Source organism: Streptomyces sp. NPDC018833 (assembly GCF_044390825.1).
In the GTDB taxonomy this organism is placed as follows: domain Bacteria; phylum Actinomycetota; class Actinomycetes; order Streptomycetales; family Streptomycetaceae; genus Streptomyces.
The window spans coordinates 16414-34725 of record NZ_JBIRZM010000022.1 but is presented as its reverse complement, the minus strand read 5'-3'; the positions used below and the strand labels follow the sequence as shown (position 1 = coordinate 34725).

General features: G+C 67.9%; 14 protein-coding genes and 1 pseudogene. 4 read left to right on the top strand and 11 right to left on the bottom strand.

Translation table 11 applies throughout. The annotated features are described in order from the left end of the window. Window positions 1–55 precede the first annotated feature (55 nt). Window positions 56–1276 (top strand): alpha/beta hydrolase, encoded by a 1221-nt coding sequence (locus ACH5AF_RS31655; RefSeq protein ID WP_398906462.1) that lies wholly within the window; start codon window positions 56–58, stop codon window positions 1274–1276. Window positions 1277–1601: 325 nt separating this feature from the next. Here the strand turns inward: ACH5AF_RS31655 and ACH5AF_RS31650 are convergent, their stop codons facing one another. Both ACH5AF_RS31650 and ACH5AF_RS31645 read right to left on the bottom strand, forming a co-directional pair. Next, window positions 1602–2204, bottom strand: coding sequence for a DUF998 domain-containing protein (locus tag ACH5AF_RS31650; protein WP_398906459.1), 603 nt, complete (start codon window positions 2202–2204; stop codon window positions 1602–1604). Further along, window positions 2204–2845, bottom strand: a pseudogene (locus ACH5AF_RS31645) (tetratricopeptide repeat protein); the annotation flags it as partial. The pseudogene ACH5AF_RS31645 and the gene ACH5AF_RS31650, both read right to left, overlap by 1 nt. 19 nt (window positions 2846–2864) lie before the next feature. Between ACH5AF_RS31645 and ACH5AF_RS31640 the strand changes: the two are divergent. Next, the gene (locus tag ACH5AF_RS31640) at window positions 2865–3155 is read left to right on the top strand and encodes a transposase (RefSeq protein ID WP_398906611.1); all 291 of its coding nucleotides are present in this window, start codon (window positions 2865–2867) and stop codon (window positions 3153–3155) included. An 18-nt stretch (window positions 3156–3173) separates the two neighbouring features. Here ACH5AF_RS31640 and ACH5AF_RS31635 read toward each other — a convergent pair whose 3' ends face one another. Beyond that, a complete protein-coding gene (locus ACH5AF_RS31635) occupies window positions 3174–3365 on the bottom strand; it encodes a hypothetical protein (protein WP_398906457.1) in 192 nt (63 codons plus the stop codon). A 959-nt stretch (window positions 3366–4324) separates the two neighbouring features. On the opposite strand from ACH5AF_RS31635, the gene ACH5AF_RS31630 reads away from it, so the two are divergent. After that, complete coding sequence (locus tag ACH5AF_RS31630; protein WP_398906455.1) at window positions 4325–4999, top strand: enoyl-CoA hydratase-related protein; 675 nt, start codon at window positions 4325–4327, stop codon at window positions 4997–4999. 282 nt (window positions 5000–5281) lie between these two features. Here the strand turns inward: ACH5AF_RS31630 and ACH5AF_RS31625 are convergent, their stop codons facing one another. The 8 genes from ACH5AF_RS31625 to ACH5AF_RS31590 all read right to left on the bottom strand — a co-directional run bounded on the left by ACH5AF_RS31625 (window position 5282) and on the right by ACH5AF_RS31590 (window position 17762). Beyond that, window positions 5282–8026 carry a LuxR C-terminal-related transcriptional regulator gene (locus ACH5AF_RS31625; protein ID WP_398906454.1) on the bottom strand — a complete coding sequence of 915 codons (2745 nt, stop codon included), beginning with the start codon at window positions 8024–8026 and terminating at the stop codon, window positions 5282–5284. Next, complete coding sequence (locus tag ACH5AF_RS31620) at window positions 8023–8832, bottom strand: SDR family oxidoreductase (RefSeq protein ID WP_398906452.1); 810 nt, start codon at window positions 8830–8832, stop codon at window positions 8023–8025. Before ACH5AF_RS31620 ends, ACH5AF_RS31625 begins: the two co-directional genes overlap by 4 nt. 41 nt (window positions 8833–8873) lie before the next feature. Continuing rightward, window positions 8874–11681 carry an ATP-binding protein gene (locus ACH5AF_RS31615; protein ID WP_398906450.1) on the bottom strand — a complete coding sequence of 936 codons (2808 nt, stop codon included), beginning with the start codon at window positions 11679–11681 and terminating at the stop codon, window positions 8874–8876. 140 nt (window positions 11682–11821) lie between these two features. Next, complete coding sequence (locus ACH5AF_RS31610; protein ID WP_398906449.1) at window positions 11822–12133, bottom strand: ATP-binding protein; 312 nt, start codon at window positions 12131–12133, stop codon at window positions 11822–11824. Between the two features lie 661 nt (window positions 12134–12794). Beyond that, window positions 12795–13532 carry a hypothetical protein gene (locus tag ACH5AF_RS31605; protein WP_398906447.1) on the bottom strand — a complete coding sequence of 246 codons (738 nt, stop codon included), beginning with the start codon at window positions 13530–13532 and terminating at the stop codon, window positions 12795–12797. Window positions 13533–13552: 20 nt separating this feature from the next. Further along, on the bottom strand, window positions 13553–15286 hold the full coding sequence (locus tag ACH5AF_RS31600; protein ID WP_398906445.1) for a protein kinase: 1734 nt from the start codon (window positions 15284–15286) through the stop codon (window positions 13553–13555). 745 nt (window positions 15287–16031) lie between these two features. Beyond that, window positions 16032–16304, bottom strand: a complete 273-nt coding sequence (locus ACH5AF_RS31595) for an HGxxPAAW family protein (protein WP_398906443.1) — start codon at window positions 16302–16304, stop codon at window positions 16032–16034. 951 nt (window positions 16305–17255) lie between these two features. Next, on the bottom strand, window positions 17256–17762 hold the full coding sequence (locus tag ACH5AF_RS31590) for a MarR family transcriptional regulator (protein ID WP_398906442.1): 507 nt from the start codon (window positions 17760–17762) through the stop codon (window positions 17256–17258). Between the two features lie 107 nt (window positions 17763–17869). Here ACH5AF_RS31590 and ACH5AF_RS31585 point away from each other — a divergent pair, with 107 nt between their 5' ends. Beyond that, window positions 17870–18238, top strand: a complete 369-nt coding sequence (locus ACH5AF_RS31585) for an HGxxPAAW family protein (protein ID WP_398906441.1) — start codon at window positions 17870–17872, stop codon at window positions 18236–18238. Window positions 18239–18312: the final 74 nt, after the last annotated feature.

Below are 18312 nucleotides of genomic sequence, written 5' to 3'. Positions count from 1 at the left end.
ATGTCCGGCAGAGCCTGATGCATCCGCCGGTGATCCCACCTCACGGAGCGCCAACATGTCCACGCCTCAGCCCGCTGCCCCGACCCGGTCGGCCCGCCGCCAGGCACGCCCCGGGCCCGTCCGCAGGATCCTCCGCGTCGTCCTGGCGCTGATCGCCTCGCTGATCGCCTTCCTCGACGGAGCGATCGTGCTGGGCGCCTGGATACCAGCGATCCCGAAAGTCGGCGTCATCGGGCCGGTGCTGGGGGGCCAGTATCCGTTCCACATCGCGCTGCTCGCTCTCGTCGGCCTCGGCCTCGGTGTGCTGGCATGGCGTAGCGGTCTTGTCCACTGGGGTCGGACACTAACCGCGCTCACCGCTGTGTCGGCCGCTTTCGCCCTGGTGATCGGCGCGGTCCAGTACGCCACCGCCAGCAAGGAGCACACCCGAATCTCCTTCGGCGAGGTCATCACCCAGCTCGCCTATCCGGACGCCGTCCCCGACGACTCCCCCACCTATGCCAAGCGCGACGGGGAGAAGCTGAAGGCCGACCTCTACCTGCCCAAGGCCGCACAGACCCGCTCGGGCAAGGTCCCGGCGATCGTGCTCGCGCACGCCGGTGGCTTCCACACCTTCGACAAGAGCGATTTGCGCGGCACCGCCCGGTGGCTGGCCGACCACGGCGTCGCTGCGATCGCCGTCGACTACCGCCTCGCCCGCCCCGACCGGCCCACCTGGGACAAAGCCCCCCAGGACCTCGTCACCGCACTTCGCTGGACCGAGGACCACGCCGGCCACTACGGCATCGACCCCAACCGAATCTCCCTGGGCGGCATGTCCGCCGGCGGAACCCTCGCCCTGGACGCCGCCTGGCGCCTGAAGAACGGCACCATCAAGGCCGGCGACGGCCGCGCTCCCGAGCCCCCGCACTCCGTCGTCGGGTTCTACCCCGGCACCGACGTCACCGGCATGTGGCAACGCGACGTCGCCGGCACGCGCCGGGCCGCCGAACTGTTCACCGGCGGCACCCCCGAACAGCACCCGGACCGCTACCACGCCGTCTCGCCCACCACTCATGTCACCGCAGGGCTCCAGCCCACCCTCCTCGTTGTCGGCGACCGCGACCGCAGCGCATCCCCCACCACCATCGACGACCTCGCCGACGCCCTACGCGCCGAGGGCGTCGACACCACGGTCAAGAAACTGCCGTTCGCCGAACACGCCTTCGACGACGCCTATGGCAGCCTTACCTCCCAGACCAGCCGACAGATCCTCCTCGACTTCCTCACACGATAACTCTGCGCCGACCTGCCCTTGATGGGGTCCCAGCAGTACTCGCAGAGGGATGGCGGATGGCCCGGCCCCAGAACCGAGCCATCCGCCATCACGGGCATCAGCGCCGAATCAGTGGGAGTGACCTCCGGCCCGCGTGCCCGGACCGAGAGCCGCACAGAGTTCCGGGGCCGGCGCGCGGCTGCCGCGCGCCGGCCCCGGACCAAGCGGGGACCTCGCGACGCCTGCAAGGCGAGCGGCGACCGGTTTCGGAGGGGGAATCGTCGCCGTCTTCCTCACCGATTCGGGCATGGATGATTCCGTTGGCCATAAGAGAAGTGATGCTCCATCAGCTCGCTCCCGTTCCACGAAGGAAGCGGGATGTCATGGCGATCCACAGCATCCCCGCCAGGATGAGGATGCGTTCCGTGAGTCCTGGCAAGACCTGCAGGAGCATGAGCGGAAAGCTTGCGCTCATGACGACTGCGCAGATGAGGCTCGGCAGGGCAAGACGATTCCATCGCGGGAGGGTCCGGAAGCGCATTGCGAGAGTGAATATCGCCGCCATGAGCGCTGCCATGGAAACCAGTGCAGCGGCCACGTGAATCTTTCCGTGCATTGAGGAGGGGGGCGATTCTGGATCCGTGAGGAAGAAAGGAAGCGCGGCGGAGCCGAGACCCGTGACGGTGAGTCCAGCAATTCCCGTGACGGTCGCACGCTCCGATGGAAGGACGCCGCGCAGACATGCGGCCAGTGCAAGGGCGGCAGCGGCAACCAGCAGGAAGCAGGCGTCCGCCAACAGCGGGAACCGACCGAGCGCGTATTCGCTGACCATGTCGGTCAGCGGGTTGAGACCTGTCGGCAGGAGGTGAAGCAGTGACACCGACACGGCGGACAGCCAGATGGCGGCCTCTGCCAGCGCTGCGCGCGCCGCGGACGGGGATCTCTTCATCACGGCCTTCTTCGAAGATGGGGAGCGGCGGCGAGCCGGGCGAGTGCCGTTCGCGCCAGTGTCAGCGTCGGGTGTGTTTCGCGAACCTTGTGCGTCAGGAGAGCGGCCACCCGCTCGTACAGTTCTTGCTCCTTCTCGGTGTCGCCGAGGGTCCCGTGGAGCGCCGCCAGGTTGGCGAGCGTCGTCGAAAGGTCCGGGTGACCTGAGCCGAGCAAGCGCTCCTTGAGCTGCAGGGCAGTGAGACAGTTCGACGCGGCCTGGTCCAGATCGCCGCGTCGGTGCTGCAGTGCCGCGAGGTTGTGCAAGGTGACCGCGATCTCGTAGTGCTCGGTGCCGTAGGTGTCGTGAAAGACGGCAAGCGCATGTCGCAGGCAACGTTCGGCGTCATCCGCACGACCGCAGCCGTCCAGGAGCGCCGCCCACGCGGCGGTGTCGAGTGCGGTCAGGATGTGGTTGGGGCCGTGGAGCCGGGTGCGGATCCGTACGGCGCGGGCGGCCCATGGCTCTCTTTCAAGAAAATCACCGCGCGCATGGGAAAGACCCCCCAGGTTGTGGCAGACAGTGGCTACTGTGTCGTGATCGGAGCCGAATGTTCCCTCATAGATGTCCAGCGCTCTGCGGTAACGGGTTTCGGCGTTGTCGAAGTCCCCGACATATTTTGTGAATCAGTCGCCGTGGGACCACGTGGCGGTGTTGCGCGCGGTGGCCGTCAAGACGGTTCCCGTCGTCGATCCGATGGTGTGGGTGATCGACGATGTGTCGTTCCCCAAGGACGGGAAGATGTCGGTGGCCGTGGCTCGGCAGTGGTGCGGGTGCCTTGGGCAAGCAGTCCAACTGCCAGGTCGCAGTGAGCCTGCATGCCGCGTCCGACACCACGCCCCGAGTGCCGTTTTCCTGTGGACGTATCTGCTACGCCGCCGAGCAAGGGCGCCGCGCCGCCGGCACACGTGAGGGGCGTGCCCGCCCTCGTCAGGCGATGGGCTGCGGGAGGACGATCTCGTTGTGGTTGAGCGCACCGATTTCGTTGCGATTGCAGCCGATCGGCCCCGCGCTGAGTGTGACCGCCTCCTGGGCATCTGACGCGGCCTTCTGGTCGGGAAGCGATGACCCCTCGGGGACTTCGAGGACGATTTCGTTGTGATTGTGCGATCCGGATTCCATGAGTTTTCCTTCCGTGTGTCGTTCCGCGGACCCCTGGAAGCTACGGCGTTCGCTCGCCCGCCGGTATGAGCAGTCGGTACTCAAGGGGCCATGGCTCGGCAACACAGACCGGCAACTGCGGGCCGAGATGAGTACCGACTACCCAGGTCATTCCCTCACGGCCGTGTCGTGATGGGGGGCGTTCCGCTCGAGCACGGCAACCCCTGAACCTCAGGCCAATACCTGCACAGACTCACAGGGAGGCGTCCCCGGATTCATGAACGAACTCTTCACGCCTCTCCGGCTTGCCGGTGGAGTGCTCCCTCCGAACCGGCTCGCCGGGGCGGCCGTGGAAGAGAATCCGGCAGGTCCTGGCCAGTTGCCGGGTCCGCGGATTCACCGGCCCCATCGCCGGTGGAGCGAAGGCGGAGCAGGGCTGATCATCACGGGAAACGTCGTGATCGACGCGCGGGCCTTGACTGGTCCGGCCGGCGTCGTGAGGGAGTCGAGAACGCCGTTGGAGCCCTTTCGGCTGTGGGCCGAGGCGGCGAAGTCGGGCGGCGCACGAGCGTGGATACAGATCAACCACCCCGGTCGGCAGGTTCAGTCCGACGTGCCGGGCGTGGCCTGGTCTCCTTCGGCCGTTCCCATGGAGCTGGGCAGGCGTTCAAAGCGGTTTGCGGAACCCGAGCCAATGGCCCAGGCACGGAATGACAAGACGCTGGCCGCCGCAGGACGACAGACATTCGTCAGGCACCAGTTGAGGCGCCTCGCGGACGGCCGGGCCGGTACGCCGTCGGCTTCACCAGCGGCCGCGTTCATTCTCGACCTCCTTTGCCGCAAGCGCGCCCTGCGACGGTACCGATCACGGCTTCCCGTACACACAAGCCGGAACGTCGGCGGGAACCGGCCGAGCGGCACCCGTGTCGATTGAACCCCCCTGCGAGACCACGCAGAACACCAACCGAAAGGACGATCCCATGCCTGCCCTCCAGCAGATGGACGACAACACCTACCTCATGGACCTCGGCGACGACGAGAACCGGTTCGACCTGGACTGGATCGCAGCGTGCAACCAGGCGCTCGACCGGCTCGAGGCAACGAACTCACCCCGGGCACTCATCACTGTGGCCAGTGGCAAGTGCTGGTCCACAGGGCTCAACCTGGACTGGATCGGGGCCAACCCCGCGCTGCTCAACGATCTGATGATCGCCACGCACCGGCTGTTCGCGCGCGTGCTGTCGCTTCCTGTCCTCACCATCGCCGCCATCCAAGGCCACGCCTTCGCGGCCGGCGCCATGCTCGCCCTCGCTCACGACTTCCGCGTCATGCGCGGCGATCGTGGCTATTTCTGTCTGCCGGAAGTGGACCTGCACCTCCCCTTCAGTCCGGGAATGACGGCGCTCATCACCGCACGTCTCCCCCGGCCCGTCGTGCACGAGGCCATGACCACCGGACGACGTTACGGAGGAGACCACGCGGCGACGGCAGGTCTGGTCCATATGGCCACCACCGAGGACGGACTGCTGCCTGCCGCGACCGACCTTGCGCGCAGCATGGGAGGGAAGGACGCCAAGACACTGGGCACGATCAAGGCCCGGCTGTTCGCAGACGCGTTGGACGTGCTGACCGACGACGCTGCGAACACCCTTTGACGTGCGACGAAGCGCATCGCGTCGGCTCTTTGACCTCACTCCGGGGAAACGGACGGCGAGCCATGGCCAACGGCGAGCGCCGGCCAGGTCCCCTCAAGATCAACCGGACCGAGCACGAGACGGCTTGGAGCGGCATCCAGACGTGCCTGAAGCTCCGGGTCTGCCTGAGTCCGGAAGGCCTCAGGGCCGGCGGTGTGGATGTCGCGATCGGCGGGGCTTTCCGGGACGGCACCGCCACCGGCTTCACGGGCACCCACCCGGGTCCGAGCGCCTCAGCGCATGTCACGGCGTGCCGGTGGTTTGCCGCGCCTTCAGAGCGGGCGCCGACGACAGCACCTGAGCCAGTTCGCGACGGCTTGTCACTCCCAGCTTGCTGTAAACCTGCCCCAGGTGATTGTCCACCGTCCGTATGGACAACACCAGCTGGTCCGCGATCTCCTGACTGGTAGCCCCGGCAGCAGCCAGCCATGCGATCTCCGTTTGCCTACGGGTCAGCGGCACTGTCATGTCAGCCGTGGCCAGTATGGGAGTGCGCGCGCCTTCACAGGGCTCCGCGAGAGCGCTCGACCGCACGGCGGCCGCGGTGGCGTTCCGTGAACTCCCTGTCCTGCGATATACGGAGGCTGCCGTTCCGGCAGCCTCCGCGGCCAGAAGGTCGCAGCCGAGGTCCTCGAGTTCGTCCGAGATCCGCATCAGAGCCTCGGCGTTGTTCCCTGCCAGGCCGGCAGCGAAGGCCGCATGAGCCCGGGCTAGTCGGCCGTCGGACTGGGAGGCGATGGCCGCGAGTCGGCCGACAACATCCGCCGCCCCTCCGAGCCGTGCCACGTCCATGAGCAGCAGACCTTCTGAAGAGAGGTTTCCGCTGTTCTTGAGGCTGCTCGCAGCGTGGAGCAAGGTCTTGCGGGCCCCCGCCAAGTGTCCGGCGGCCGCCAGCGTCCATGCCTCACCGAGGGCTCTGCCCGGGGAAGCGATCGCGCTGACGTACTCGCGCTCGACCATCGAGGCATCGGCCTCGTCAAGGCCGGCCAGTGTTGCGACGGCCGCATCAGCGTCGCCGAGGAGGGCGATGGAGGCGGCGAGTCCGCCCAGCGCCTCTCGCATCGGCCGAGTCTTGTGGTGCGAGCGGGCGAGCGCGATGCACTCGGCGTACCAGCGTCGCGTGGATGTGGCGTGCCCGGCCAGCCATTCGGTGCGGGCCAGGAAGAAGGCGACCCACATGCGGGCCAGCCTGGCTTCCGAATTGACGAGTTCGCTGAAAAGCTGCCTGCCCAGCGTTCGGGCGTCACGAATCCGACCGTCTTCGGCGAGCGCAAGGACCACTGGTGCCTGCTGTATCGCCGGATGTGGTGCTGCGAGCGCTCTTCTGTCTACACGTTGATGTGTGGCGTAGGCGTGTTCGGCCCACGACAGGGACTGCGTGATCTGGCCGGTCATCTGCAGCGCTCTGGTCTTGACGGCTGCTGCGATCAGCCAGACATTGATGTCCGGCGCCGCGTCGGCCCCCTGCTCCAGGGCGTCCAGCAGTTTGAGGCCTTCGGCGGGCCGGCCGCATGCGGCGTGGATGCAGCCTTCGTTGACGGTGAGGATCCTGGCCGCTTCCGGTGACGTCAGGTATGCGCGGCTCGAGGTACTCACAGACAGCGCTCGTGACGCATGTGCCATGCCCCACAGAGCGTTTACCGAATGGGCCACGACCACGGCAAGTTTGTCCTTCTCCGTGGTTGCCAGCGCGTTCGCCTGGTCGAGTACGTGTTCCGCCTGACCTGGGCTTCCCCGCTCGAACAGTGCATCGGCGAGCAGCAGGCGGTTGTGTACGGTGTGTTCGCTCAGGGGCAGTGCCTGGAGCAGCCGGATCACTTGCGGGTAGTCGTGACTGTGACGGGCGAGGGTGGCGGCGAGGTTCAGTTGTTCAGGGTCGGCGGTTCCCGTTGCGGCGAGTCGCCATGAGGCGATGTGCAGCGGGTCGTCCTGTCGGCGTGCGCCACGTGCTTCGGCTCGTTGGGCTTGGCCGAGCAGGATGGTGCGGCGGCGCAGCTGGGGGATTGCGTCGCGCACGACTTCGCCGTAGAGGGGGTGGGCAAGCAGTGCCACGTGGCGCCGGCCCTCTGTGACCACTCTCAGGTAACCGAGCCGTTCCAGCTTGATGAGCTCCGCCAGTCCGGCAACGGCCTGCGCGTCGGCCAGGGCAACCGGTTCGCACAAGGCGAGCAGTTCAAGTGCTCCGGTACCAGCCTCTGAAGCCTGAGCCAGTCTGGCCTCGATCAGCTCTCTCAGTCGGGGGGTTGCCAGCCGCCGGCCGGTCGTCAGTTGCCAGACCTCACCGTCGCTCTGCAGTGACCGGCTCCTGAGCGCACCCAGGACCAACTCCCGCAGGTAAAGGGCGTTTCCCCCGCTGGCCGTGTACAGCTCGTGGACGCTGTGTCCGCTCACCGGTCCGCCGAGCGCGGCGCGGAGTACATCGGCGACCTGGTCTTCCGTGAATGCCTCGATGTCCACCCTGTGGATCGCGTCTGCGCTGCCGAAGGCTGATGCCATGTCGAAGGGCTCGCCGGTCCGCACAGTGCCGATGAGAAGCACGGTGCCCGAATCCATCAGCTGTCGCAGTAGCATCACGGAGGTCGCGTCCAGCAGGTGGAGGTCGTCGATCAGCATGACCACCCTGCCTTGGCCGCCTTGACCGAGGGCGGCGTCCACTGCAGCGAATGCGGAGACTGGATCCGACAGGTCGACGCCGACGGGGATCACGTGCGCCATGGCGCCCAGCGGTACGGCAGCCGCCGCCGCGGTGGCGACCACCCAGGCAGTGCGGAATCCGGCTTGTTCGGCACGGCCGAGGCATTCCTCCGCGAGCCGGGACTTTCCCACGCCTGCGGGCCCGTGGATCAGGACTCCCTGTACGCGGCGATGGCGCAGTGCCCGGGTGAAGACATCGAGCGTCCCGTCGCGTCCGATGAGGGGCCAAGGTCGCTCCCAGCCGGCGAAGTCGGACGGTGACGCATGGCATGCAGGGAGTCTGTCGTCGTTCAACGAGCTGTCTTTCGAGCCGCTGCGGGCACCTTCACGGCGGGGCCTTCTCTGAGGAAGTCTTCGAAGGAGCGGCTACCGGGTTGGGGCGCTGCGGCCAAGTGCAGACCCTGCCGGTATGCCCTGGGGACACTGCCGGGCGCGACCAGCGGCAGGATCGGTCGCCGACGCCCGGTGAGCCGGAGGTAGGTCCGGGCCATGTCGGTCATCGTCAGGGTGTGCGGCCCTGGGAGATCCGCGACGCGTCCGCACGGGTCTCCAGTGCTGAGTTCCACTGTGCGGGAGGCGACGTGTGCCGTGTCAACGCTTTGGAAGCTCGTGCGGGCCAGTACGGGCATGACCGGCAGACGGGATGCCTGGTGAAGGGCGTAGTGAAGCATGTCGTGAAACTGGGCGGCGCGCAGGATCGTGTAGGGCAGCCCCGAGGCTTCGATAAGCAGTTCGGTGTCGTATTTGGCTTGGTAATAACCCAGCGGATGACGGTCGACACCGATGATGGATACGAACACAATGTGAGGACCGTCGGCACGAGCGGCGGCTTCCACCAGGTTCTGCGCGGCCACGACGTCGCCGCGGCGTGTGCGACCGTCCGTGGCGCAGTGCACGATGGTGTCCACGCCTTCCAGTGCGCGCTCCAGCCCTTCTCCTGCAGCCAGGTCACCTTGGCACCACTCAACGCCGGGAGCCTCTCCCGCGGCCGGCGGGCGTCGAGAGAGAGCTCGTACCGGCCGGCCCTGGCCCACCATCTGTGTGACGACATGGCCGCCCAGGTTTCCCGTGCCGCCCGTAACCAAAGTGATCTTGTGCATCTGGTTGTCCTTCTTCTTCTCGAGCTCGTAGCGTCGTGTGTTCAAACGCAGCCGAACAGCGCGGCGCGGTCGGCGATCAGTCCTCGACGGTCCATTTCCAACTTGCGGTAGACGGCCGCAAGGTGTCCCTCCACCGTCTTGGGGGTCACAAACAATTGGTCGGCGATTTCGCGGTTGCTCATCCCTCGCGATGCCAGCTCGGCAGCGCGTCGTTCGGCCGGCGTCAGAGACGCGATTCCTCGCGCTCCGATCGGAGCCGGCCTGCCGCCGGCGGCCCGAAGTTCCCGCCTGGCTTCTTCCGCCAGGGCCGAGGCCTCACTTCGCACGGCCTGAGCGAGGGCCTGGGCCAGCAATCGCCGGGCATCGCCTCGTTGTCCGGCCCGGCGTAGTGAGGCCCCCCAGGCAAGCTGGGTCTTCGCCCGCTCAAGGGCCGCCGGAGAGCGGCTCAGCACAGCGTCCGACTCTGCCAGGCAGGCAAGGTTCCGCTTCCCGCTCCGCGTCTGTCCAAGCACGCGGAGCGCCCTTCCGAGGGCTCCTGGACCGCGCCACGTTCGGGCGTCCTCCACCTCGCTCAGCGCCAGCCGTTCGGCCTCCGCCATGCGTCCCATCGTGATCAGGCACTCGGCGGCCGCGGACCGCCAGGGCAGAAAAGCGGGATTGCGCCCGCGGATGGCTTCGTTCTGGTAGGTGGCTCCGAGCCGCTGCCATGCCTCAGCTGCCTGTTCGAAGGCACCTTGAGTGGACAGCAGCCGACAGTAGGTTCCCTTGAGCGGAGCCGTGAAGATGTTCAGCGGTACCTCGTTCACCTGCATGGCCGCCGATCCGGCGAGCAGTTGCGCAGCCTGCTGCGTCCTGCCGCTTTCCAGGTCGGCTTCCGCCTGCACGTGCAGGCCCAGCATGTGCAGCAGACGGTGACGACAGGCAAGCGCAGCGCCCACCGCCTCCTGCGCGTCGCTCCGTGCCCCCGCAAGTCGTCCCATTCGCAGCCGTGCCAATGCGCGTGAGCACAGCACTGCTGCCAGGCCACGGGACGCTCCGCGGCGGCGAGTGTCCTGCAGCACCTCTTCCATGCTGGCCAGGGCGGACTCGTCGTCCGCAAGGATGAGCGCGAACCAAGCCGAGGCCAATGACCCCTCAAGAACGTCATTCCCTGTGAGAACCCGATGCGCCAGGTCCACGGCGCGGGGGGAGCATGAATGCAGCTCAACGCCTGCCCATACCCCGTCCACGACGGCACCGGCCCAGCCCTCGTGCGGAGGATCCTGTCTCCAGGAAGCGAGGATCTCCTGCACTCTTCGAGATTGCCCTTGACCCAGCAATGACGATGCGACAATGCAGGCGTCCATGTACTGCCTCATGGGCGCAGCCTCATCAGTGTTGGGCAATTCATTGATTGCCTTTGCGGCCATGGCCGTGAGTTCATCCGCGCGCCCAAGACCGTGCAGAGCGTTGCCCGCCCTCACCATCAGCGCAGTCCGCTCCATGGGATCCCGCGTTGTCCTCAGCAACTCATCGACGTATGTGACGGTCGTGTCACCGTCTACGAGTTCGGCTGCGGTCACCAGGGCCATCAGCAATTCCCGCTCGTCCTGGTCAGGCACGGCCTCCATGCGGCATCGACGCAGGTAGTCCAAGGCCGCTGCGGGCGCCCCGCGCCGCATTGCCTCATCGGCCGCGCGCCTCAGGACGAACGCATGGTGGGAAGAATGCTGCGGTGGGGTGCGCATCAGATGCGACGCGGCGTGTTCGGTGGGAGCACCAGCTGCCAGGAGCAGTGCGGCCGCCGTACGGTGCCCGTTGATCCGGGCCACCATCCCCATGTCCTCGTAGATGGCCTCGCGAACCAAGGGATGTACGAATTCGAGCCGTAGTTGGTCGACGGGACTGGAAGAGGCAGAGGACGTGACAACCAAGTCGGCTTCCCTCAGCACGTCGACTGCCTCTGCAACCGAATCCAGGCTCAGGCCGGCGAGAGCGCCGACATGGCGCAGTGTGGCGTCGCTGCCCAGTACCGCAATGGCGCGTGCGACGCTCACCGCCGCCATGGTGAGGCGGCCGAACCACAGGGAGACTCGGTGCCGCACCGCCTCGGCACCCAGGCCGGCGATCCGGCGGGCGTTGACGGCCGTTGGTGCGAGGCGGTCGGCTGCTGCAACACGGGCGAGTTCTGACAACAAGAGCGGATTGCCTTCGGATGCGGTGTGACATGCCTCCACAAAGGCCGCCTCGGGGTGGAGTCCGAGATCCGTGGCGAGCAGCCTCCCGGCCGCCGGCAGGGTCAGGGGGGCAGGCCTCAGCACACGGCAGGCTGGGTCTTCGAGCAGCTGAGCAAGTGCGGCATCAGCACTCCCGGTGGCCGGGCGTGTGCTCCAGATACCCACGATGGGGGCGCCACGAAGCCGCGGCAGGAGGTAGGCCAGGAACCGCAGCGATTCGCTGTCCACCCAGTGCAGGTCATCGACGACAAGGGCGAGCGGCGCGGATTGCGCGAGTAGGGCGGTGAGACGGTAGAGGCCGTGCAGGACTGCGAAATCGCCAGGCCCCGCTCCCTTTGTCTCTGTGTGGACAGCGGCAAGCCCCGGGGCAATCGCGCGTTCTTCCAGGAGGCCGGGACGGTCGGCAAGAGCTTTCTCAAACAGCTGACGCACGGCGCCGAATGCGTAGCTGCTTTCCATCTCCGTACCGCGTGCGCTCAGGACCTGCAGCCCGGATTCTTTCGCGAGTTCCTCGGCCTGGTGCAGGAGCACCGTCTTGCCCAGACCGGGGCCGCCCCGGACCAGCACCGCCTCCCCCAGGTTGTTGATGGCGGCCCTGAGGGTCTGCAGTTCGTCGTCACGCTCGAGGAGCACGCGCCGTCTCCCAATCGGTCGGTCAGACCTTCCGAGGCGGCGTCGTCCCAGCTCGGTATCCGTACGGTCGCGAACCACTCGGGCAGGTCCACTCACCCCCACGGTACGAGCAGGGTCGACACATGTCTTGCCTGTCGGCATCATGCGACTGCTCCCGCGCTGTCATCGCGGCTGCAGTCGCGGACGCATGCCCACACGTGATGCCCATCCGGCCTGTGCTCGCTTCCCCACTGGTCGGCGAGCATGTCGACCAGGGGAAGTCCCCGGCCGTGGCATGCGGCGTCATCCGGGAAGCTGCCCCATCTCGTGCGTGCGGGGAGTCGCCGGCCGCCGTCGACCACATCGATACGCAGCACGGGCCGCCCCGACGACCACCGCGTCACACACATGTCCACCGGCACCGGGCCCCCCACCCTGATGGCGTTACTGACGAGCTCGGAGACAATCACCATTGCGTCGTCCTGTACGGAGGAAAGACTCCATGCCCGCAGCCTCCCGTCGCCCCGGCGTCGAGCCATCGCCGGTGCGCAGTTGCCGCCTGCCAAGGTTTCGCGAGGCGAACGGCTTGAAGAGGTGACGGACAACTGCTGCGCTGCTTCGGTGGTACATGGCGAGGCATCCTGGACATCTTCTGGGAGGGCCGGTATCCGGCTTCCGTCGTCTCATCCCTTGTACGGCCACGGACGCACCGTCGGCACCCGGGCCACCCCTGGCATCCCCCCTTGACATCGCCATCCGGTTTCGCCGACAGGCGGCAGGGTGAAGCAGAGCACTCATGACTCGTTCCTGTCCTGTGCCGTCTGGCGATCTTCTGGTCCCACGCCTTTCGGCCATGGCAGAGAGGCTGGCCGCTGTGGTGGCATCGTCGGTCCGCAGGACGATCATCGACAGTGCCAGTCCCAGCGCTCCCCCTGCCCCACCCACCCCGAGTCAGCCAGCCCACAACCACGCGCCGCCGATGGGATCGGCAAGGAGGCCCACGAATCCAGCCACAGGGAGAAACACAACGCAGACACCAACGGACCTTGATCGCGCGCCGGTGACGGCACCAGCGCGAGACCTGCCGGACCGGCCGTAGCAGCGCGACGGCTTCCCGGACTGCGGCACGCGGCTTCAGCGACAGCGGTAGGTGAAGGCAGCCTTGGCCGTGTGCGGGGTCGGGGAGAGGATGTCGACGACGGCGCCGGCCCGCTGCGTGCCCCGGCCGTTGAAGGTCCAGCGCAGGACGAGCCGCGCCTCCTTCTGGTGGGCCGAGACGGACTGGTTCAGCTCCCCGGAGACGGTGCCGTCGCTGCGGAGCCAGCGGTAGCGGATCATGCCGGGGGCACCGTTGGTCCTCGCCGTGGCGACCACCTCGGCGGTGCCGTTGCAGCCCACCTCGGTTGGCTCGGCGCGAACGGTGACCTCGGTGACCTGGGTGACCTGGGTGGCAGCCTGCTCCGGGAGAACCCGCAGCGCAAGGAAGACCGCGGTCACGGCCGCGACGAGCAGGACCGGCAGAACCCATCTCCGTATCCGCGCGCCCTTTCGGCGCCGGCGTGGCGGGATGACCTGCGGGCCACCCCGCCACACGGCGGTGACGGCGGTTCCGCCGGCCTGCTCCCGGTCGGCCAGTCGCACCGTCGGCGCCTGACCGCCCGCCCCGGGAGGGCTCAGGGAGTACAGACCCGTCTTCCACAACGTCGGGGCTGTGGGAAGGACGTCGCTCCGGGAGGCGGAGGAGTCGCCGGAGCTGACACTCCAGCCTGTCGTCAGGTACTCAGGGTCGTCGTCGGCCGGGGCCTGGGGCGCGGGCGGCCGCCCCACGGGGCCGCCCCGACGCTGTGCGGGCCAGTCGGGGGAATCCGGCATGGTAGCTCCAGACACAGCGCTCAGCCCAGTTCGGGGAATTCGATGATGCATGCCAGGGCGCCCGTGTCCCGGTACGGCTCACCTGACCCGGCTCCCGGCGTCGTGGATATCCGCAGGCCCCAGTACCGCGGGCATCTGTCGCTGCGGAAGGTGTGCGTGTAGCGGAGGTCGTACGAGGTGCGTCCCTTGAGCACATAGGTCTCCGTGGCGCCGTCCTGCTCTCCCGGAGTGTCACTTTCGTCGCTGTTGTACCAGGTCAGGGTGAGGGTGACTGGTTCGGGGCTTGTCGTGGTCACCGCGATCGTGGCATCGGCTGCGCGCCCCGACGACGCCGGACCGAGCCGGGTGATCTCCGCACCGCTGACCGCCACGGAGCCCGCCGCGGGCGTCTGCAGCCCGCCACCGGTGGGAGTGGCCGCTGCCGGCTCTCCCGGACCGACGGGTTCGAGGGAGGGCGCGCCGGACTTCCCCTCCCCAGCCGCACCGCCTGCGGTGCCTCCTCCGGAGGGGGTCGCATCGGCTCCGCCCGAGGGTGGGCCAGGTGAAGTGGAGACGGAAGGGGACACCGAGGAGGAGGCGGACGCCGAAACCTCCGCCGGCCCTGGGGCGGACGGCGAAGTCGTCCTGCCGGGCACCGGACGGGTCCTGGACCCTGGTGACGACGAGGACGCCTCATGCGAGGAGGGACCCCCGCTCACCACGACGGCAGTCAGCACCGCCACACCCATCAGCACGCCTGCGCCGACGAGTACAGGGACGCGCAGGCGACGTGCCGCCCCGGCGGACCGGCCGGCAGGCACGGCGCCGCCCCCGGACCGGGGCCGACCGGGCCGCCGTACGGCCTGGGCGCCATCCGGCCCGTCAAGGTCCGTGGTGGCAAGTGACGTCGTCGCCTCCTCGCCCCCACCGGCGAAAGGCTCCGACAAGCCCACCATCAGTCCCGCAGCGCAGAGCGCCAGTGCGTGGAGGCCCCGCTCCTCCCACTCGTCCCCATAGCCCGCGACAGCCACCGCCTCAAGTTCAGCGAGGAAGTCGGCTGCCGATGCCGGCCGGTCCAGTGGGCGCTTGGCCATACCGCGCTCAATCAGGGGCCGAACCGGCTCCGGCACGGACCGGACGGGTACCTCCGCCGACAGGTGCTGCACGGCAATCTCCGCCAGGTGCTCACCGTGGAACGGCCGCACCCCGGTGAGGCACTCGAAAAACGTGGCGGTGGCGGCATACACGTCCGTGGCCGGGGAGGCTGCCTCTCCCTGCCACTGCTCAGGTGCCATGTACATGGGGGTTCCTGCCCCGCTGGGGGTGCTCCCGTCGCGGGCCGCGATCCCGAAATCGACGAGCTTTGACAGGCCTTCGCCCGTGACCAGCACATTCTCCGGCTTGTAGTCGCGGTGCACGATGCCGGCCCCGTGCGCGGCACAGAGGCCGAGCAGCGAGCCCTTGAGGACCGTCAGAGCTGCCTCCGGGGTGGTGGCTCCCTCCTGCCGGAGCAGCGTCCTCAGGGAAGGGCCGTCGATCAGTTCCATCACCAGCGCGGCGCCCTCCTCGCTCTCCACATACCGATGGAAGCGGGCCACATGCGGAGAGCGCAGGTCCCTCAGAAGCCCCGCCTCGGTGCGGAAGGCATGGAGAAATCGGGAGTCCCCTGCGAGCCGGGCATCCAGGTACTTGATCGCCACCGGGTCACCCGTGGACTGCTCCACAGCCATCACCACACGTCCGCTGCTGCCGGCCCCCAGTTCACGAGTCTCCACGAAGCCGGAAATCGACCAATTCTTCACGTGACCCGTCTGCCTTTCTTCACTGTGAGCCCGTGCCGGGCGGTGATGCTCCGTGCCCCACGCTCCGCCGCGGAGGGGAGGCCAGGAACAGGCAGCACGGTTCAGCGTGACCGTACGGGAGCCGGTGCGCATGAGTGATCGCTACTCACTTCTGCCGCACCGGTCGTGGGACATCGGTACAGCGGTCGCCGCGGATTGATCTTGGCCACCAGCCCATCGGCTGGCCCGTGGGATTCGGCGGAAGATCCTCGATCGTCGAGGACGCGCTCACCGTCCGCCTGTGACGGCGAAATTCAGCGGTGGCGCTATGCAACCAGCCAGTGGGCCGACGGCGGTGCCAACCCACGTGATGACGGGATCCTCGCTGACATACAGCACGTCTGACTCGCGACCCTCCCGCGGGGCGGCGGTTCTGAGGGGGCTGGACGCATAGTCGTTGAACTGGCGGCCGGCGATCGAGAAGACTGCCGCCGTGAGCTCTCGGCCACGGCACGGAACTGCATGAGCCGCGTGCAGCACCGTTCGACGAGTCCCCGGTACGCGGTCTCGTCGAAGGTCGGCGGTCGACCGCTTTTGCCTGCACGAAGGGCTCGGTTGGCGATCTGATCCCGACGCCCGGGGATGGCACTGGTTGTCAGAGCACTGCTCTACAGCTGGGCGCCAACTGTTTCGGGCACCGACTTACCGATTTCAGCTGCGGCCGCTGCCCGCCGTCCGGCTATCCGGCTATCCGGCAGCCAACGCAGTTGGGTTGCCCACGACGAGCAGTGAGGTCCTTTACGCGCCAGTCCCACTGGTCAGCCGGACGAGGGCCGCTCGGCTTGCCCCAACCGGCCAGGTGGAGGACCCAGGTGACGATCACGGACAGGGCGATGGCCGCGACGCCCGCGACGATCACAGGACCGGAGACAACGACGATGCCAAGGCCAGCGACGCCAAAGCCCAAGGTTGCGAAGGAGGTTCCGGTCCACTCAGCCACCGTGTGACCCATGTCTACATCACCATGTGCGCTCATGACTCGAAGCCCCGCCAGGCGCCAGATGAGTGGGTGAAGTCTTTGACTGGAGCGTCCGCACGCCGCTGCTGGTGGAGTTGAGACAAACCTCCGTGACCCTTATGGGGCGGTAGGGGTTGTAGGGCGGTTCAGCCCTTGCCGGACTTGGCCAGCGACGCCAGGATCGCGCCGTCGGCACCCTGGACGGTGATGGTGATGTCGTTCGTTCCGGCACCGCGATCCCCTCACCCGGCGCAACCACCTGCACGGCACCGGCCGCGGAGGCCATCCGGACGGAGGCGCCTGCGGGCGCTGCCGACACCGGCGATGCGCTTACGGACGATGCGACCGCCATTCCCGCCCCCGTCGCGAGCACCGCAGCGCCTGCAACCACAGCCCCCCACCCGCGCTTCCGCTTGTGCGAACCGATGGAAGTCATCAGCACTCCTGTAGATCAAACAGCCCCAGCCTCCAGCCACCGGGACCGGAGCAGACAGGCTCTCTCGTCCCATCCACCCCCAGACAGCACCCGTGCTGCAAAACGCTGCTTCACCGGCACGCCCCTGCATGTGGCACTCGTCACGCGCGAAATCACCGACTGCGGGCCCGCGAGCCGGACGCCAGCAGAAGCAGAAACGGATCCTCCCAGCTCATACACCTCACCCTGCCGAACTCCCAGCCCTGATCAGCCGGCTCACCCGACCCCGCCCGGGCATCCAGCACGCCCTGCACTGGTCCACCTGGCGCCGCCGCAGACAACACCAAGCCGGCACCAGCCACTGCAAACGACGAGGCCACACACCACCACGAACTAACCACTGTCACGCAAAAGACCGTTTGCAGTACCGAAAAGCTCGCCGCCATACCGCCCTCACCATCGCTGCTTCCGCGACGCCAGCAGCTGAAGCCGGTGGTCCGGCGCCACGTGCGCGGGAAGCCGTGCGGCGTTCAGCGTTCGGGCGGGGGCCACTCGGAGACGCCTTGGCGGAGCTCGTCCAATGAATCCTGGAACAGGGCTTTGGCGCGAGTGAACCAATCCGCCAGTACGGCGATTTCGTCCGGGCTGTAGTCGGCGAAGAGCATGCCCAGGCGCTCGTAGAAGGGGCCGTAGACCTCGAGGATGCGTTCAAGTGCGGACTCCTCCATGACCACTTGGACCCGTCGGCGATCCCGCGGGTCCGCCTGGCGACGGATGTAGCCGGCCTTCTCAAGGCGGTTGAGGACACCAGTCACCGCTCCGGTGGTCAGCCGGGCCCGGTCGGCGAGGTCGCCCGCCACGAGGGACTCGCCGGCCGTGGCGGCCTCGATGAGGAAGCCGAGACAGGTGAGATCCGTGACATTGAGGCCGAGCCGCCGCGCGATGTCCTGCTGTCCGAACTGCGCGGTCGCGATCATTCGGTCCATCGCGTACAGCGCCTGATCAGCGGTCGCCGCCGGACGCGCCTTGCCCTGCACCAAACATCCCCTTAGCATCTAAGTAAATTATCTCGCGAGATAAGCCATCCCTGAGCGGGTGAGCCCCGGCCAGCCGCTCCAGCATCCCATTTTCCGAGGAGACGGCCATGAGCATGCACGGAGACCACGACATGGGCCACACGGTCGCCGGCTGGGCAGGCACCGCCATAGCCACTGTCGGCAGCACGGAGATGGCGGTGGCGTTCGTCGCCGGCTCGACCACGGGACTGGTGCTGGGTGGCGCCGTCGTCGCTCTCGCCGCGCTCAGCAGCTGGCTTCTTCACCTGGCAGGGTGGGGCAAGGCCACTGGACCACGGCCGGTCGCCCAGCAGCCCTGGCGCGTCCGCGACACGGCGGCACGCCGGGGCCACCCCGACTGCCTCGGCTGCCGCCTGGCGGGACGCAGCCCCGCCGCTGCCCCGGTCGCCGCCCCTACCGTCGCGGTCGAGCCCGCACCCGCGGGACAACCGTCGTAGCCAACTCGCCACCGAGCACCGTCCAGTGCTCGACCAACCGACCCATGCCGACCGGCTGCCGCTCCACGGCCCGC

Bases quoted from the DNA above. Each gene is read 5' to 3' on its own strand.
- ACH5AF_RS31655 (WP_398906462.1), top strand. From the start codon at position 56: ATGTCCACGCCTCAGCCCGCTGCCCCGACCCGGTCGGCCCGCCGCCAG.
- ACH5AF_RS31650 (WP_398906459.1), bottom strand. From the start codon at position 2,204: ATGAAGAGATCCCCGTCCGCGGCGCGCGCAGCGCTGGCAGAGGCCGCC.
- ACH5AF_RS31635 (WP_398906457.1), bottom strand. From the start codon at position 3,365: ATGGAATCCGGATCGCACAATCACAACGAAATCGTCCTCGAAGTCCCC.
- ACH5AF_RS31630 (WP_398906455.1), top strand. From the start codon at position 4,325: ATGCCTGCCCTCCAGCAGATGGACGACAACACCTACCTCATGGACCTC.
- ACH5AF_RS31620 (WP_398906452.1), bottom strand. From the start codon at position 8,832: ATGCACAAGATCACTTTGGTTACGGGCGGCACGGGAAACCTGGGCGGC.
- ACH5AF_RS31610 (WP_398906449.1), bottom strand. From the start codon at position 12,133: ATGGTGATTGTCTCCGAGCTCGTCAGTAACGCCATCAGGGTGGGGGGC.
- ACH5AF_RS31605 (WP_398906447.1), bottom strand. From the start codon at position 13,532: ATGCCGGATTCCCCCGACTGGCCCGCACAGCGTCGGGGCGGCCCCGTG.
- ACH5AF_RS31595 (WP_398906443.1), bottom strand. From the start codon at position 16,304: ATGGGTCACACGGTGGCTGAGTGGACCGGAACCTCCTTCGCAACCTTG.
- ACH5AF_RS31585 (WP_398906441.1), top strand. From the start codon at position 17,870: ATGAGCATGCACGGAGACCACGACATGGGCCACACGGTCGCCGGCTGG.